A 15,013-nucleotide genomic window follows, 5' to 3' on the forward strand; every position below is an offset into this window, starting at 1 on the left:
CAATGAGTTTCTTTATTTCTGACGCGCTTGCTGAAGGCGGTACTGCTGCCGCTGGAGCTCCCTCAGCGACTGGCCAAATCGTCATGTTGCTGGGCTTTTTGCTGATCTTTTATTTCCTCTTATGGCGCCCTCAAGCAAAACGTCAAAAAGAAGCCAAAAACTTAGTGGAAAGTTTAAACAAAGGCGATGAAGTCGTGTTCGCCGGTGGCCTACTCGGTCGCATCACTAAACTCGAAGGCGACTTCGCCGTGGTTGCCCTCAACGACACCACCGAAGTGAAAATTCAAAAAGCCTCGGTCATTGCTAATTTGCCCAAAGGCACGCTGAAAAGCCTTTAATCCTCACCACCCCCGACCCGCTCGGGGGTGTTTATTTGCACAGGTGTTCGCATGCGTTTCCCCGCTTGGAAATATGTCCTGATTGTCTTTGTTATTGCCATTTCTGTGCTGTATTCATTGCCCAATCTTTACCCCGATGAGCCGGCACTGCAGGTGTCTGGCGCCAAGGCGGCAACGCCCATTGATGCGGAGCTATTGCAGCGCGCTGCGTTTGCTTTAGATCAGGCAAACATGCCGCACCATGGCGATGAGGTGCAAGCCAAAGGTATTTTATTGCGTCTAAAAACCCCCGAACAGCAAGTCCAAGCACAGGCGATCTTGCGCCGTGCCTTGGGCGAGAATTATGTGGTGGCGTTGAATTTAGCGCCGACCACGCCAGACTGGTTATCAGCCATTGCCGCCAAGCCTGTGAAGCTCGGTTTGGATTTGCGCGGTGGTGTGCATTTCAAGCTTGAAGTTGACGTTGAAAAAGCCCTAGAGCAGCGTCAAGAAGGCTATGCCAGCGATATTCGCAAACAGTTTCGCGAAGCCCGCGTGGCGTATCGCGGCGTCACCGAGTTGCCCGGTGGCCAACTAGAGGTGCGTTTTGCTGATGATGCCGCGCGTCAAGCCGGCCTAGATCTGCTGCGTGCTCAGTTTGCCGACCTCACCGCCGAAGCCATCAGTGGTGCCGAGGGCCCGAGCCTGCGCTTGGATTACACGCCGGCAAAGCGCAACGAAATTATCGACTACGCGGTGGGTCAAAACTTAACCACTTTGCGCAATCGTATCAATGAGCTGGGCGTATCTGAGCCGGTCATTCAGCGCCAAGGCAGCAGCCGTATTGTCGTGGAGCTGCCGGGTTTACAAGATACTGCTGAGGCCAAGCGTATTTTGGGCCGTACCGCCAGTTTGGAGTTCCGCTTCACCAGCCAAGAGGCCGACTCCGGCTTTAGTACGCCCATTGGCACCGAGCGCTTTGAGCGTTCGCAAGGCGGCAATGTACTGCTCGAGAAACGCAAGATCGTGACCGGCGAGCGTGTCACCAACGCACAGTCGAGCTTCGATGAATTCTCGCGCCCGCAGGTCAACATCAACCTCGATACCCGCGGTGGTCGCCTGATGGCCGATGCCACGCGCGATAACGTGGGCCGTCAAATGGCCGTGCTGTTTGTCGAAAACAAGCAGCGCATTCGCTTTGAAACCGATGCCAATGGCAAGTCGGTAGAGATTCGTGACCCCTATATTGAGCGCCGTGTCATTAACGTCGCCACCGTGCAGTCCATGCTCGGCTCGCAATTCCGCATCACCGGCCTGGATTCCCCGGCGGAGTCACAAGAGCTAGCGTTGCTGCTGCGTGCCGGTGCATTGGCCGCGCCCATGTATTTTGTCGAAGAGCGTACCGTGGGCCCAAGCTTAGGCCAGGAAAACATCGACAAAGGCCTGCTCTCGGTACAAATCGGTTTGCTCTTGGTCGCCTTGGTGATGCTCGTGGTCTACAAAGGCTTTGGCTTGATCGCCAACATTGCGGTGTTATTAAACTTGGCTGTGCTGATGGCGGTGATGGGTGCGCTCGGCGCCGCCTTGTCATTGCCGGGTATTGCCGGCATCGTGCTCACCATCGGCATGGCGGTCGATGCCAACGTGCTGATCTGCGAGCGCATCCGCGAAGAGTTACGCAATGGCATGAGCCCCATGGCCTCCATTGTCGCCGGCTATGATCGCGCCTGGGGCACCATTCTTGATGCCAACTTAACCACGCTGATTGTCGCGGTGATTTTGTTTGCCATTGGCACCGGGCCTATCAAAGGCTTCGCCATCACGCTGGCCATTGGCATCCTCACCTCCATGTTTACCGCCATCACCGTGACACGTGCCATTGTGCAAGTTGTCTATGGTGGTCGCCGTATTAACAAAATCAGTATTTAAGAGGCAGTCATGAGCGACGTTCATATTATCCGTTTCATGCGTTTTCGCCGCGCCATGGCTTATGTGTCTGGCGCGGTAGTGATCATCGGCCTGGTGTCGTTGTTTACCCAAGGCCTCAACCTAGGCCTCGACTTTACTGGCGGTACCGCCATTGAGCTGCGCTTCGAGCAGGCGGCACATCAATCTGAAGTGAGCGAAGCCCTTGAGAAAGCTGGTATCAATGACGCCGTGGTGCAGTATCTCGGTGGTGCCAACACTATCCAGGTGCGTCTGCCACCACAGCCCGGCGAGGCCACGATTGTGGGTCAACGCATTGCTGAAGCGGTATCTACGCCAGGCAATACGGCCGTGGTGCAGCAGATCGACAGCGTCGGCTCGCAAGTTGGCGATGAGCAATACACGCAATCGGTGATCGCCATCACCTTAGCGCTCGGCCTGATGATGCTGTACGTGGCCATTCGCTACCGCTTTAAATTCGCCGTGGGCGCGGTTATCTCGCTGTTTCACGACGTGATTTTTACGGTGGGCGTGTTTTCACTGTTTCAGTTGCCCTTTGACCTCACGGTGCTGGCGGCGGTGTTGGCGCTCATCGGCTACTCGCTGAATGACACCATTGTGGTGTTTGACCGTGTGCGCGAAAACTTCCGCAAGCTGCGCAAAGCCGATCCAACTGAGATCGTTGATATCTCGCTGACCGAGACCTTACGACGCACGATCATGACGGTGGCAACGGTGATTGTGGTGGTGCTGGCCATGCTCATTGCCGGTGGCTCGGCGTTGCATTGGTTTTCGGTGGCGCTGCTGGTTGGCTTGTTTGCCGGTACGTATTCATCGATTTACATTGCTTCGGCCTATGCTTTAGCGATGGGTCTATCGAAAGAAGACTTTATTATTGAAGTGAAAAAAGCCGAAGACGATCTGCCGTAGTGGCAGTCAGGAGCCCGCGATGATCACTGTTCACCATTTGGAACATTCGCGGTCACAGCGGGTGCTGTGGTTGCTCGAAGAGCTGGGTCTGCCATACCAGGTCGTGCGTTACGCGCGCGATCCGCAGACCATGCTCGCGCCGGCGGCGCTGCGTGCGATTCATCCGCTCGGCAAATCACCGATCATCACCGATGGTGATGTGGTGGTGGCGGAGTCGGGCGCCATCGTGGAATATCTTGTGGAAACCTACGGTGAAGGCGCTTTGCAGCCAGCAGTTGGTACGCCAGAGCGTCTGCGCTACCGCTATTGGTTGCATTACGCTGAAGGCTCAGCCATGCCGCCGCTGCTCTTAAAGCTGGTGTTTAGCCGTTTGGCGCAGGCGAAAATGCCGTGGCTGGTGCGGCCCATTGCGCGAAAAATTAGCGAAGGCGCACAGAAAAACTTCATTGATCCGCAACTCAAGCAGCACTTGGCCTTTATGGAGGCTGAAATGGTGGGTCGCACGTGGCTCTGTGGTGAAGACTTTAGTGCCGCTGATGTGCAAATGAGCTTTCCCCTAGAGGCGGCGAGTGCACGCGGTGGCTTAGATGCATCCTACCCGCAGCTCTCGGCGTTGCTGGAGCGCATGCACGCGCGTCCCGCTTATCGGAAAGCCTTGGCGCAAGGTGGCCCCTATGAGTTGATGCGCTAGCTCAGTCATGTAGACTGCTTGTGCTATTAAATCTTAGGAGCATCAAGAATGAATGTTAAATTTGCCGCTGCACTATCGCTCGCTTTAGGCGCTGCTCTGTTGACCGGTTGCGAAAAAAAACCAGAAACTGCCATGGACAATGCAGCTGAAGCGGTGGGTGATGCCACTGATACGCGTGAAAACGAAGGCATGAAAGATGCCATGGAAGACATGAAAGATGCCGCTGCTGATGCAGGCGACGCTATGGGCGATGCTGCTGAAGACGCGGGTGAGGCCATGAGTGATGCGGCTTCTGATGCCAAAGACTCGATGAACGACATGATGAACGGCGACAAATAATCGCTTGTAATGTGTCAAAAACCCGGCTTCGGCTGGGTTTTTTTTATGCAGCGACGGTTTATCTAGACAAAACACATACAAAACTTGGCGCCGCTTGCCTTGTATTTGATTAAATAATCGCCAACCATGACTGCCTGACAATCATGAGACAGGTCATGAAGCGACTTTTTTTGGCCACGGCAGTGGCGGCATCGCCATTACACGCGGGCGAATTAAAGCCAATTCTCACCCTGAAAAATCTCTTTAAAGAAGTGCCTGCCAAGCTCGGCTTGATGACCAAGCAAGAGCGCCTGCTGCAGAGTGAATACGACCGCCTTGAGGGCAGTGTGAAAAGCCCCGATGCCGGCATGGCGCTGGTCTCTAGCGAGCGCGACATGGACACACGCTTTTGCCAGCTCGGCGATTGCACCTCGGGCAATGCCTTTCGCATGCGCCAAGACCGCACTGGCTTGGCCTGGAACTTACCCGTGAACACCGATTTCCGCGTGGCCGCTAAGGCGGAATGGGTGCGCTACGAGACCTATTCGCCGAGTCAGCGCAGCAGTGAAGGCCTGTTTGGCATGGGCGTTGGGATCGATAGCAGCTGGCGCTTGAGCAGTGCCATCTCTGCGTATGCTAGTGCTGGCGTGTTGCAGCTGGAGTCGCGCTCGGGCATGGAAGGGCTGCTGGGCTTGAGCACACAGCTCGATAAAACCAAGCTGTTTGTTGAGGCCACGTGGATGCAAATGAATGCATCAAACCGAACGGAAACTAGCGTGGACTCCAACAATCTGCGGGTGGGTATTTCGCGGGCTTTTTCTGGGCTCTAAAGCATTCGTTGGGCATAAAAAAGCCGCGGTGTTAGCGCGGCTGTTTGTTTTAGCCTTTTAAGCTGGCCGGCACATGCGGTGCCAACGCGGTGAGCAAGCCTTTAAACACCTTCGGATTGCCGGCAACAATATTGCCGCTGGCCAAGTAGCTGTGGCCGCCAGCAAAGTCAGATACCAAGCCGCCGGCCTCACGAATAATTAGCTCGCCAGCAGCGATATCCCAGGGCGCTAAGCCAAATTCAAAGAAGCCATCTAAGCGACCGGCCGCGACATAGGCGAGGTCGAGCGATGCGGCACCGGCACGGCGCAGGCCGGCGGTTTGGCTCGCGATGGCCTTGAACATATTGAGGTAGCCATCCATCGCGTGCATTTGATCGGGGCGGAAAGGGAAGCCGGTGCCAATCAACGCACCCTCTAAGCCGCGACGGTCGGAGACGCGCAAGCGGCGGCCGTTCATGGTGGCGCCGCGGCCACGACTGGCGGAGAAGGCTTCGCGCTTGAGCGGGTCGAGCACCACCGCGTGTTCGGTGACGCCTTTGTATTGCACGGCAATGGAGATCGCGTATTGCGGAAAGCCGTGGATGAAATTCGTGGTGCCATCGAGCGGATCGATAATCCACAGCCAGTCCGCGCCTTCACCTTTGCCGGCCGTGCGCCCTGACTCTTCGGCTTGAATGCCGTGGCCCGGATACGTCTTTTTCACGAAATCGATGATGGCGCGCTCAGCGGCGGTATCGACTTGCGTGACGTAGTCGTTCAAGCCTTTCGCTTCAACATCAACTAAATCTAAACGGTCGGCGGCTTTCGCGATAATATCGGCGGCCAAGTTGGCGGCGCGAAGCGCCATCGTCAGCATGGGTTGCATGTAGCGGACTCTGTATAAAGAACGTGGGATGCAGCTAGTGTAACATAGGCCGCCTTATGAATATCTCTACTCGTATTATCCTTGTGCACACTTCCTTGCCGGCGAATATCGGCTCGGCAGCGCGTGCCATGAAAACCATGGGCCTCACCGATCTGGTGCTGGTCTGCCCGAAGCATTTCCCGCATGCCGATGCCACCTCGTTGGCCTCGGGCGCCTCCGACATTCTCGCCAATGCGCGCGTGGTCGCGACACTGGCCGACGCCATCGCCGATTGCGAAGTCGTGCTCGGCACCAGCGCCCGCAATCGCACCATTAACATCGCGCAAATCGATGCCCGTGAAGCCGGCCAAATGGCTCAGCAATACGGCGCCAATGGGGCCAAGCTCGCCTTTGTCTTTGGTCGCGAAGATCGCGGTTTAACCAATGATGAGCTGCAGCTTTGCCATGGCCATGTATTCATCCCCACCAATGAAGTCTATGGTGTGCTCAATGTAGCCTCGGCTGTGCAAGTGCTGAGCTACGAGACGCGCATGGCGCATTTGTTGGCAAGTGAGGCGCCGGTGACCACGGCGGCATCGGCCGCTGAGCCGGAGCGTATGCCCATCACGCTAGTGCCTTGGGATGAAGAGCTGATTCCCGGCGAGGACATGGCGCAATTTTATACGCATTTGGAGCAAGCCTTGGTCGCCGCCGAGTTTTTGGATCCCGCGAACCCACGGCAAATTCTCACGCGACTGCGGCGTTTGTTTGGCCGCACCCGCCTAGACCGGCCGGAGTACAATTTATTGCGCGGATTTTTCAAGCGGGTGATTGCGCTCAGTGCCGATGCGCCGCGTCGAGCGGCCGCGCCATCACCCGCCATTGCAGCACGCGCTGAGCAGGAGCGCCCATGAGTGAGCCTATGAATACAAAGACCCGCGAAGGCCTATTTTGCCGTATCCGTGAAGACATCGACTCGGTGTTTGATCGTGACCCGGCGGCGCGCACACGGCTTGAAGTCTTTCTAAATTACCCCGGCCTGCATGCGGCGCTGGCGCATCGTTGGGCGCATCGACTTTGGCACGCCAACTGGAAAGGCTTGGCGCGTTTTATCTCGACCTTGTCGCGGTTTTGGACAGGCATCGAGATTCATCCGGGCGCGAAAATTGGTCGACGCTTTTTTATTGATCACGGCATGGGGGTGGTCATTGGCGAGACCGCCGAAATTGGCGATGACGTCACGCTGTATCATGGCGTTACGCTCGGCGGCACGTCGTGGGATGGTGGCAAGCGTCATCCCACCTTAGAAGATGGCGTCGTGGTTGGCGCCGGCGCGCAAGTGCTGGGGCCGATCACCATTGGTCGTGGCGCGAAGGTGGGCTCCAATGCCGTGGTGGTGAAAGCCGTGCCAGCCGAGGCCACCGTGGTCGGTCCGGCGGCGCGTATCATCTTGCCGGCGGCTTGCAAAGATGCGCAAGAGCAAGCGCGGCGCGACTTTGCCGAGCGCATTGGCTTCCCGGCTTATGCCGCACAGCCGGATTTGCCCGACCCGGTATTGGCCGCTATGCGCGATTTGCTCGACCACATGCAAGCGGCGGAAGCGCGCATGGATAGAATGTGCGCCGACTTGCGTGAAGCCGGCATTGAAGTCTGCAATAAACGCGCCGGTGCCATTCGTGCGGAAACGCTGGCAACGGTGCAGGAAGATGAAAGCGGGCGTGGATAGTCGGCAAATTATACCGTTGGCTACTGGCATTTCGGCTGCGCACTGCCTACAATCCCGACCGCTTTACTCGGATAAATAGTTGACTAAACCACTCGGGATTAATACCCTAGTAAAACACTAGGAATTAGTCGGAGCCACTGCGATGCGCTTAACCACCAAAGGCCGCTATGCCGTGACCGCTATGCTGGACTTGGCGCTCAATGCCCAACACGGCCCAGTCAACCTCAACGACATCTCTGATCGTCAGTCGATTTCAGTGTCGTATTTGGAGCAGCTGTTTGCCAAATTGCGCAAAAGTGCTTTGGTACTCAGCGTGCGTGGCCCTGGGGGTGGTTACCAACTCGCGCGTGCCGCCGACGGTATTTATGTGGCGCAGATCATCGATGCCGTGGATGAGTCGGTCGACGCCACACGCTGCGGTGGTCAAGGCGATTGTCAGCAGGGCGCCACCTGTCTTACTCATGAATTGTGGACAGACCTGAGCCAACAGATTCATCATTTTCTCGACAACATCAGTCTGCAAGCCTTGGTAGCGCGCCGTGAAGTTCAAGCGGTGTCGATTCGCCAAAGTGAGCAGCAGCGTTTACGCCACGATGGCCTAGCGCCCGATACGCATTTAGCAACGGCTTAAGCCATTGCCACCGACACAGAGGTTTATATGAAGCGTCCGATCTATCTCGATTACTCCTCCACCACGCCGGTCGATCCGCGCGTTGCTGAGGCCATGATGGACTGCTTACGATTGGAGGGTAACTTCGGTAATCCTGCCTCGCGTTCGCATATGTATGGTTGGCAGGCCGAAGAAGCGGTAGAAGCGGCGCGAGGCCACGTTGCGGCCTTGGTGCAAGCCGATCCACGCGAGATCGTCTGGACCTCCGGCGCTACCGAGTCTAATAACCTGGCCATTAAAGGCGTGGCAGGTTTTTACGGCAAAAAGGGCAAGCACATTGTGACCTCGAAAATCGAGCACAAAGCCGTGCTTGATGCCTGCCGTCAGCTCGAACGCGAAGGCTTTGAGATCACCTATTTAGACCCCGAAGCGGGCAGCGGCTTAATCCAGCCAGCCATGGTCGAAGCGGCCTTGCGTGATGACACAATTCTGGTTTCGTTGATGCATGTTAATAACGAGATTGGCACCATCACCGATATCGCCGCCATTGGCGAAATCACGCGAGCGCGCGGCATTTTATTGCATGTTGATGCCGCGCAATCGACCGGCAAGATCGACATTGATCTGAACGCCATGAAAGTCGATTTAATGAGCTTTTGTGCGCACAAAACCTATGGCCCGAAAGGCGTTGGTGCGCTGTATGTGCGCCGCAAGCCGCGCGTGCGTTTAGAAGCACAAATTCATGGCGGCGGTCATGAGCGCGGCATGCGCTCAGGCACGCTGGCCACGCATCAATTAGTGGGCATGGGTGAAGCCTTCCGCCTAGCACACGAAGAGATGAACGCCGAGCAAGACCGCCTGCGTGGCTTGCGCGATCGCCTGTGGGCCGGCCTGCAAGGCTTGGAGCAAGTTTTTGTCAATGGCTCGCTGGAACAGCGCATTGCCGGCAACTTAAACGTCAGCTTCAATTTTGTTGAAGGTGAGTCGCTGATCATGGCGCTGAAAGACATGGCGGTATCGTCTGGCTCGGCCTGTACATCGGCTAGCCTTGAGCCATCTTATGTGTTGCGTGCGCTAGGCCTCAGCGATGAGCTCGCACACAGCTCGATTCGATTTACCATGGGGCGTTTTACTACTGAGGATGACATCGACTTTGTCATTGAGCAGTCCCGTGCGGCGGTCAACCGCCTGCGCGATTTATCGCCCTTGTGGGATATGTATAAAGACGGCATCGACCTATCCACCGTGCAGTGGGCAGCACACTAACTCTGCCCAGCAGACCAGGAGAACTATCATGGCCTATAGCGAAAAAGTCATCGACCATTACGAAAATCCGCGCAACGTGGGCAAGCTTGAAAAAGGCGATGCTGATGTCGGTACCGGCATGGTTGGCGCGCCGGCCTGCGGCGATGTCATGCAGCTGCAAATCAAGGTCAACGCTGCTGGCGTGATCGAAGATGCTAAGTTCAAAACCTACGGCTGTGGCTCGGCCATTGCCTCGAGCTCGCTGGTCACCGAATGGGTGAAAGGCAAGAGCTTGGATGAAGCCGCCGGCATCAAAAACACGCAAATTGCCGAAGAGTTGGCGCTGCCGCCAGTGAAAATTCACTGCTCGGTGTTGGCGGAAGATGCCATTAAAGCCGCCGTGGCTGACTACCGCAAAAAGCACGGCGCCTAAGATGGCGATTAGTCTCAGTGAGCCAGCCGCTCGCCATATTGCTGCGTGCCTCGCCGGGCGCAGCAAGGGCGAGGGCGTGCGTGTGGGCATTAAAACCTCAGGCTGCTCAGGCTTGGCCTATGTGCTCGAATTTGTCGATACCATTGCGCCGGAAGACCAAGTCTTTGAGTCGCATGGCATCAAAGTCATTGTTGACCCGAAAAGCTTGGCCTACCTAGACGGCACGCAAATGGACTTTGTTAAAGAAGGCCTCAATGAGGGCTTTAAGTTCACCAATCCCAATCAAAAAGGCGAGTGTGGCTGCGGCGAGTCGTTTACGGTCTAAGCCGCGCTGAGCCCGTTGATGGAGTCGCGTGTGGACAGCAGTGAAAACTACTTTGCCTTGTTTGGCTTGCCCGTGGCCTATGGCCTCGATGTGCAGGCGCTAGGTCCGTTGTGGCGCCAGCTGCAACAGCAGCATCACCCCGATCGTTTCAGTCACGATGCCAGTGCGCAAGCGCAGGCCGAGCTGCTGTCATCCCGCATTAATGCCGCGCATGAGACGCTGCGTGATCCGGTGCGGCGCGCGCGCTACCTGCTTGAACTGGCTGGACACGGCATCGATAACGAAAGCACGACGGTATCCGATACCGATTTTCTCATGGCGCAAATGGATCTGCGTGAGCAGCTCGACGATGCCGAGAGCATTGAGGGGCTTGATGGCCTGCGCGATGAAGTGGGCCAATGGCAGGCGAGTTTGCAGCGCGAATTTGCCATTGATTATGCCGAGCCCGACTGGCCAGAAGCACAAGATACCGTGCGTAAAATGCAATTCATGCAGCGTTTATTGAGCGAGATCGATCGCCATATTGAGCGCCTCGAAGACGAACAGGATCTCTAGTCATGGCTTTGTTGCAAATCGCCGAACCCGGCCAGGCGCAGGCGCCGCATCAGCATCGCCTGGCGATAGGCATTGATTTAGGCACCACGCACTCCTTAGTCGCCACTGTGCAGAGCGGCTTGCCACGCGTTTTGCCCGATGCCACCGGACAGGTGCTACTGCCCTCGGTGGTGCATTACGGCGCTGAGGTCAGCGTGGGAGCCAATGCACTGGCGCGCGGTGCCAATGATGCCATTAACACCTTGTCATCGGTGAAGCGCTTTATGGGTCGCGGTGCCAACGCCGCGCATCAACTCGGCGACCAGCTGCTCTACAATATCGTCACCCACGATAACGGCGTGCCGTATTTCCAAACCGCTGCTGGCGAGCGCAGTCCGGTCGAGGCATCTAGCGAAATTTTGAAAGCCTTGCGTGTGCGCGCTGAGGCGGTCATGGGCGGTGAACTGGCGGGCGCGGTGATTACCGTGCCAGCGTATTTTGACGAAGCCCAGCGGCAAGCCACCAAAGATGCTGCGCGCCTCGCTGGCCTAGAGGTTTTACGCCTGCTCAATGAGCCCACGGCGGCTGCCGTCGCCTATGGCCTTGATCGCGAAGCCGAGGGTGTGCACGCCATTTATGATTTGGGCGGCGGCACCTTCGATATTTCCATTTTACGCTTACACAAAGGCGTATTTGAGGTGCTGGCCACCGGCGGTGATTCGGCGCTCGGCGGTGATGATTTCGACCACGCCATCGCGCAATGGCTGATGCAGCAAGCACAGATTAGCCAGCCCGATGCCGATGCCCAGCGCCGCCTACTGACCACCGCGCGCAAGGTCAAAGAAGCACTGACTGAGCGCGATTCGGTGAGCTTAAACCTCGCCAAAGGCACCGGTGGTGCGCCGGCGGATTGGCAGGGCACACTCACGCGCGCCGACTTTGAGGCGCTCATTGCCCCAATGGTCGATCGCACTTTGAAAGCTTGCCGCCGCGCCCTGCGTGATGCCGGGTTGAAACCGGCAGACTTGAGTGAGGCCGTATTGGTGGGCGGATCCACGCGTGTGCCCTTGGTGCGCGAGCGCGTAGCCGAGTTTTTTGGTAAGCCGGCGCTGGCGCATCTTGATCCCGATCAGGTTGTGGCCATTGGGGCAGCCGTGCAGGCTGATGTGCTGGTTGGCAATAAGCCCGACAGCGACTTGCTCTTGCTCGATGTGATCCCGCTGTCGCTGGGCCTTGAGACCTATGGCGGTCTGGTGGAAAAAATCGTGCCGCGCAATACGCCGATTCCGGTCACTCGCGGGCAAGAGTTCACCACCTTCAAAGATGGCCAAACCGCAATGAGCCTGCATGTGCTGCAAGGCGAGCGCGAGCTCGTGGCCGATTGCCGCTCATTGGCGCGTTTTGAGCTGCGCGGCATTCCGGCCATGGTTGCCGGTGCCGCGCGTATTGTCGTGACCTTTCAAGTCGATGCCGATGGCCTGCTCAGTGTCAGCGCCATGGAAACCACCTCTGGCGTGCGCGCCGATATCGTCGTGAAGCCTTCCTGGGGCTTGGCCGATGACGACATTTTGCGGCTTTTAAAAGAGTCGCAAACCCACGCGACTGAGGACATGCGCGCGCGCAGCCTACACGAGGCGAAAGCCGAGGCCGAGCGCTTGTGGTTAGCCACCGACGCCGCTCTCGCCAGCGATGGCCATTTGCTCAGCAGTACCGAGCGCCAAACACTCAATGACCAGCTCGCCGCCCTCAAAGCACTGGCCGCAGGCGATGATAGCGATGCCATCACCGCCGCCACCGAGGCGCTCAATGCCGCCAGCGAAGATTTCGCTGCACGGCGCATGGACGCTGGCATCCAATCGGCCTTTACCGGCAAAACCCTGACTCAAATCGAGGAGAAATAATATGCCGCAGATCATCATTCTGCCGCATCACGAGGTCTGCCCAGACGGGGCAGTGATCGAGGCCAACACCGGCGAGACCGTCTGTGATGCAGCCTTGCGCCATGGCATTAGCATTGAGCATGCCTGCGAAAAATCCTGCGCTTGCACGACCTGCCATGTGGTGGTGCGCGAAGGTTTTGATTCGCTTGGCGAGCTCGATGAACTCGAAGAGGATATGCTCGATAAAGCCTGGGGCTTAGAGGCGGAGTCGCGTTTGTCGTGTCAGGCGGTGGTCGCCGACGACGACTTAGTGGTGGAAATCCCGCGCTACACACTCAATCACGCATCGGAACAACACTGATGAAATGGACTGATACCTTAGATATTGCCATTGCGCTTTGTGATGCTCATCCCGACACAGATCCGCTCACCGTGCGCTTCACCGACCTACGCCAATGGGTCATGGACCTGTCCGAGTTTAACGATGACCCGGCGCGTTGTGGCGAAAAAGTCCTCGAAGCTATTCAAATGGCGTGGATAGACGAAGTGTAAGTGCGTATAATTTGCGCCCATTGACTGGCATTGGGCCAGCGCAACTATTTTTTGGAGTGCCTCATGGCGATCGAACGTACCCTGTCTATCATTAAGCCCGATGCCGTTGGTAAAAATGCCATTGGCGCTATTTTCAGCCGCTTTGAAGCTGCTGGCTTGACCATTGTGGCTACCAAAATGAAGCACCTGTCGCAAGCCGAAGCCGAAGGCTTTTACGCTGAGCACCGCGAGCGCGGCTTCTTCAACGACCTGGTTGCCTTCATGACCTCCGGTCCGGTGGTGGTGAGCGCGTTGCAAGGCGAAAACGCCGTGTTGGCACACCGCGATATCCTCGGCGCCACCAATCCAAAAGATGCCGCACCGGGCACCATCCGCGCTGACTTCGCGGTGAGCATCGATGAAAACGCCGCCCACGGTTCCGACTCCACCACCTCGGCTGCCCGTGAAATCGGCTATTTCTTCAGTGAATTAGAAGTTTTCGCACGCACGCGCTAAGCGGTGTAAGCTCATGGTCTGATACAGCCCATGCGCTTTGATGCGACGAAGCGATTGCCGCTAAAGTCGCCGTGACAGGCCGCAGCATTTCGGTGCCGCGGCCTTCGCATAAGCAAAGCCTGTGCTTTGTGCTACGACATAACTGGTGTAATAACCCGTCGAGAAATGACATGACCGATACGCCGCCTAAGCAAAACCTGCTGGGCTTGAGCCGCCAAGAAATGGAAGACTTTTTCGCCACCATTGGCGAGAAAAAGTTTCGTGCCGGTCAAGTCATGAAGTGGATTCATCAGCAAGGCGTTAGCGACTTTGCTGAGATGACCAACCTCGCAAAAAGTCTGCGCGCCAAGCTCGAACAGTTCGCCGAAGTGCGCCCGCCGGAAGTCACCTACAAGCATTTTTCTGCCGATGGCACGCGCAAGTGGATCATCAAAGTCGGCGACAACGCCATGGTCGAGGCGGTGCTCATCCCCGATGGCGAACGCAAAACCCTGTGTGTGTCCTCGCAAGTCGGCTGTGCGCTCGACTGCAGCTTTTGCTCGACCGGCAAGCAAGGTTTTATGCGCGACTTGAGCGCCTCAGAAATCATTGGCCAAGTCTGGATCGCCAACCGCTCGTATTTAGACGAGGGCGAGTTTTCCGGACGCAATTCCGAGGGCGAACTGACCCGCACCCGCGCCATCACCAACGTAGTGATGATGGGCATGGGCGAGCCGCTGCTCAATCTCGACGCGGTGATTCCCGCGATGAGCATCATGCTCGATGATTTCGCCTATGGCCTGTCCAAGCGCCGCGTCACGTTGTCGACTTCGGGCGTGGTGCCCATGCTCGACAAGCTCACGCAAACGCTCGATGTGGCGCTCGCTATTTCTCTGCACGCGCCCAACGATGCATTGCGCAATGAGCTCGTGCCGATCAATAAAAAATACCCCTTAGTCGAGCTGATGGCTGCCTGCAAACGCTGGCTGCTGCACCATCAGGGCAAAGAAGTAGGCCGGCGCAAGGTCACCATGGAGTACGTCATGCTCGATGGTGTCAATGATCAGCCCGAGCATGCGCGGCAACTGGCGGTTTTGCTCAAAGATGTGCCGAGCAAGATCAACTTAATTCCGTTTAACCCGTTTCCGCATGCGCCTTATGGCAGCACGCCGCGCGATCGTATTGTGGCGTTTCAAAACACATTGATTCGCGCCGGATTTACCACGACTATTCGAGCCACACGCGGTGATGATATTGATGCCGCCTGTGGCCAGTTAGTGGGCCAAGTAAAAGATCGCACACGGCGTGCGGAGCGTTGGCAAGCCAGCACCCGCGACAGCCAAAAAATAACAATACGTGCGATAGATTGAGGATGATG

19 protein-coding genes are annotated in these 15,013 nt (G+C 56.9%); 18 read left to right on the forward strand and 1 reads right to left on the reverse strand.

Translation table 11 applies throughout. From position 1 onward, the window contains the following. Positions 1-2 precede the first annotated feature (2 nt). The 6 genes from yajC (at position 3) to DFR26_RS04800 (ending at position 5,012) form a co-directional block, all read left to right on the forward strand. Positions 3-338 carry a preprotein translocase subunit YajC gene (gene yajC, locus DFR26_RS04775; protein ID WP_116207831.1) on the forward strand — a complete coding sequence of 112 codons (336 nt, stop codon included), beginning with the start codon at positions 3-5 and terminating at the stop codon, positions 336-338. Between the two features lie 51 nt (positions 339-389). Further along, positions 390-2,246, forward strand: a complete 1,857-nt coding sequence (secD, locus tag DFR26_RS04780) for a protein translocase subunit SecD (RefSeq protein ID WP_116207832.1) — start codon at positions 390-392, stop codon at positions 2,244-2,246. Positions 2,247-2,255: 9 nt separating this feature from the next. Next, a complete protein-coding gene (gene secF, locus DFR26_RS04785) occupies positions 2,256-3,173 on the forward strand; it encodes a protein translocase subunit SecF (protein ID WP_116207833.1) in 918 nt (305 codons plus the stop codon). Between the two features lie 19 nt (positions 3,174-3,192). After that, entirely contained in the window at positions 3,193-3,864 is a 672-nt protein-coding gene (locus DFR26_RS04790) for a glutathione S-transferase family protein (protein ID WP_116207834.1), read from the forward strand. 48 nt (positions 3,865-3,912) lie between these two features. Continuing rightward, positions 3,913-4,203: a hypothetical protein gene (locus DFR26_RS04795; protein ID WP_220375702.1), complete on the forward strand. Its 291-nt coding sequence runs from the start codon at positions 3,913-3,915 to the stop codon at positions 4,201-4,203. A 155-nt stretch (positions 4,204-4,358) separates the two neighbouring features. Beyond that, complete coding sequence (locus DFR26_RS04800) at positions 4,359-5,012, forward strand: hypothetical protein (protein WP_116207836.1); 654 nt, start codon at positions 4,359-4,361, stop codon at positions 5,010-5,012. A 49-nt stretch (positions 5,013-5,061) separates the two neighbouring features. On the opposite strand, the gene DFR26_RS04805 is transcribed toward DFR26_RS04800, so the two are convergent. Then, complete coding sequence (locus DFR26_RS04805; protein ID WP_116207837.1) at positions 5,062-5,877, reverse strand: inositol monophosphatase family protein; 816 nt, start codon at positions 5,875-5,877, stop codon at positions 5,062-5,064. 56 nt (positions 5,878-5,933) lie between these two features. Here DFR26_RS04805 and DFR26_RS04810 point away from each other — a divergent pair, with 56 nt between their 5' ends. From DFR26_RS04810 to rlmN, 12 genes are all read left to right on the forward strand, one after another. Next, positions 5,934-6,770, forward strand: a complete 837-nt coding sequence (locus DFR26_RS04810; RefSeq protein ID WP_116207838.1) for an RNA methyltransferase — start codon at positions 5,934-5,936, stop codon at positions 6,768-6,770. Between the two features lie 8 nt (positions 6,771-6,778). Then, positions 6,779-7,582 (forward strand): serine O-acetyltransferase, encoded by an 804-nt coding sequence (gene cysE, locus DFR26_RS04815; RefSeq protein WP_116208150.1) that lies wholly within the window; start codon positions 6,779-6,781, stop codon positions 7,580-7,582. A gap of 142 nt (positions 7,583-7,724) precedes the next feature. Beyond that, on the forward strand, positions 7,725-8,213 hold the full coding sequence (gene iscR / locus DFR26_RS04820; RefSeq protein WP_116207839.1) for a Fe-S cluster assembly transcriptional regulator IscR: 489 nt from the start codon (positions 7,725-7,727) through the stop codon (positions 8,211-8,213). A 27-nt stretch (positions 8,214-8,240) separates the two neighbouring features. Then, a complete protein-coding gene (locus tag DFR26_RS04825) occupies positions 8,241-9,458 on the forward strand; it encodes an IscS subfamily cysteine desulfurase (protein ID WP_116207840.1) in 1,218 nt (405 codons plus the stop codon). 28 nt (positions 9,459-9,486) lie between these two features. After that, positions 9,487-9,870: a Fe-S cluster assembly scaffold IscU gene (gene iscU / locus DFR26_RS04830; RefSeq protein WP_116207841.1), complete on the forward strand. Its 384-nt coding sequence runs from the start codon at positions 9,487-9,489 to the stop codon at positions 9,868-9,870. A gap of 1 nt (position 9,871) precedes the next feature. Continuing rightward, positions 9,872-10,195, forward strand: coding sequence for an iron-sulfur cluster assembly protein IscA (gene iscA, locus DFR26_RS04835; protein ID WP_116207842.1), 324 nt, complete (start codon positions 9,872-9,874; stop codon positions 10,193-10,195). 30 nt (positions 10,196-10,225) lie between these two features. Continuing rightward, on the forward strand, positions 10,226-10,750 hold the full coding sequence (gene hscB / locus DFR26_RS04840) for a Fe-S protein assembly co-chaperone HscB (protein WP_220375703.1): 525 nt from the start codon (positions 10,226-10,228) through the stop codon (positions 10,748-10,750). Between the two features lie 2 nt (positions 10,751-10,752). Further along, complete coding sequence (gene hscA, locus DFR26_RS04845; protein WP_116207844.1) at positions 10,753-12,630, forward strand: Fe-S protein assembly chaperone HscA; 1,878 nt, start codon at positions 10,753-10,755, stop codon at positions 12,628-12,630. A 1-nt stretch (position 12,631) separates the two neighbouring features. Further along, positions 12,632-12,970: an ISC system 2Fe-2S type ferredoxin gene (gene fdx / locus DFR26_RS04850; protein WP_116207845.1), complete on the forward strand. Its 339-nt coding sequence runs from the start codon at positions 12,632-12,634 to the stop codon at positions 12,968-12,970. After that, positions 12,970-13,161: a Fe-S cluster assembly protein IscX gene (gene iscX / locus DFR26_RS04855; RefSeq protein ID WP_116207846.1), complete on the forward strand. Its 192-nt coding sequence runs from the start codon at positions 12,970-12,972 to the stop codon at positions 13,159-13,161. The genes fdx and iscX overlap by 1 nt, the downstream gene beginning before the upstream one ends. Before the next feature lie 63 nt (positions 13,162-13,224). Further along, the gene (gene ndk, locus DFR26_RS04860; protein ID WP_116207847.1) at positions 13,225-13,656 is read left to right on the forward strand and encodes a nucleoside-diphosphate kinase; all 432 of its coding nucleotides are present in this window, start codon (positions 13,225-13,227) and stop codon (positions 13,654-13,656) included. A 170-nt stretch (positions 13,657-13,826) separates the two neighbouring features. Beyond that, complete coding sequence (rlmN, locus tag DFR26_RS04865; RefSeq protein ID WP_116207848.1) at positions 13,827-15,005, forward strand: dual-specificity RNA methyltransferase RlmN; 1,179 nt, start codon at positions 13,827-13,829, stop codon at positions 15,003-15,005. Positions 15,006-15,013: the final 8 nt, after the last annotated feature.

The organism is Paraperlucidibaca baekdonensis, from assembly GCF_003387535.1.
In the GTDB taxonomy this organism is placed as follows: domain Bacteria; phylum Pseudomonadota; class Gammaproteobacteria; order Pseudomonadales; family Moraxellaceae; genus Perlucidibaca; species Perlucidibaca baekdonensis.

What these genes read in the sequence shown, in the direction of transcription:
- iscU (WP_116207841.1), top strand. Translation starts at nt 9,487, where the DNA reads ATGGCCTATAGCGAAAAAGTCATCGACCATTACGAAAATCCGCGCAAC.
- yajC (WP_116207831.1), top strand. Translation starts at nt 3, where the DNA reads ATGAGTTTCTTTATTTCTGACGCGCTTGCTGAAGGCGGTACTGCTGCC.
- DFR26_RS04790 (WP_116207834.1), top strand. Translation starts at nt 3,193, where the DNA reads ATGATCACTGTTCACCATTTGGAACATTCGCGGTCACAGCGGGTGCTG.
- DFR26_RS04810 (WP_116207838.1), top strand. Translation starts at nt 5,934, where the DNA reads ATGAATATCTCTACTCGTATTATCCTTGTGCACACTTCCTTGCCGGCG.
- rlmN (WP_116207848.1), top strand. Translation starts at nt 13,827, where the DNA reads ATGACCGATACGCCGCCTAAGCAAAACCTGCTGGGCTTGAGCCGCCAA.
- DFR26_RS04795 (WP_220375702.1), top strand. Translation starts at nt 3,913, where the DNA reads ATGAATGTTAAATTTGCCGCTGCACTATCGCTCGCTTTAGGCGCTGCT.
- DFR26_RS04825 (WP_116207840.1), top strand. Translation starts at nt 8,241, where the DNA reads ATGAAGCGTCCGATCTATCTCGATTACTCCTCCACCACGCCGGTCGAT.
- secD (WP_116207832.1), top strand. Translation starts at nt 390, where the DNA reads ATGCGTTTCCCCGCTTGGAAATATGTCCTGATTGTCTTTGTTATTGCC.
- iscR (WP_116207839.1), top strand. Translation starts at nt 7,725, where the DNA reads ATGCGCTTAACCACCAAAGGCCGCTATGCCGTGACCGCTATGCTGGAC.
- cysE (WP_116208150.1), top strand. Translation starts at nt 6,779, where the DNA reads ATGAATACAAAGACCCGCGAAGGCCTATTTTGCCGTATCCGTGAAGAC.
- DFR26_RS04800 (WP_116207836.1), top strand. Translation starts at nt 4,359, where the DNA reads ATGAAGCGACTTTTTTTGGCCACGGCAGTGGCGGCATCGCCATTACAC.
- fdx (WP_116207845.1), top strand. Translation starts at nt 12,632, where the DNA reads ATGCCGCAGATCATCATTCTGCCGCATCACGAGGTCTGCCCAGACGGG.
- ndk (WP_116207847.1), top strand. Translation starts at nt 13,225, where the DNA reads ATGGCGATCGAACGTACCCTGTCTATCATTAAGCCCGATGCCGTTGGT.
- secF (WP_116207833.1), top strand. Translation starts at nt 2,256, where the DNA reads ATGAGCGACGTTCATATTATCCGTTTCATGCGTTTTCGCCGCGCCATG.
- DFR26_RS04805 (WP_116207837.1), bottom strand. Translation starts at nt 5,877, where the DNA reads ATGCAACCCATGCTGACGATGGCGCTTCGCGCCGCCAACTTGGCCGCC.
- iscA (WP_116207842.1), top strand. Translation starts at nt 9,872, where the DNA reads ATGGCGATTAGTCTCAGTGAGCCAGCCGCTCGCCATATTGCTGCGTGC.
- hscA (WP_116207844.1), top strand. Translation starts at nt 10,753, where the DNA reads ATGGCTTTGTTGCAAATCGCCGAACCCGGCCAGGCGCAGGCGCCGCAT.
- iscX (WP_116207846.1), top strand. Translation starts at nt 12,970, where the DNA reads ATGAAATGGACTGATACCTTAGATATTGCCATTGCGCTTTGTGATGCT.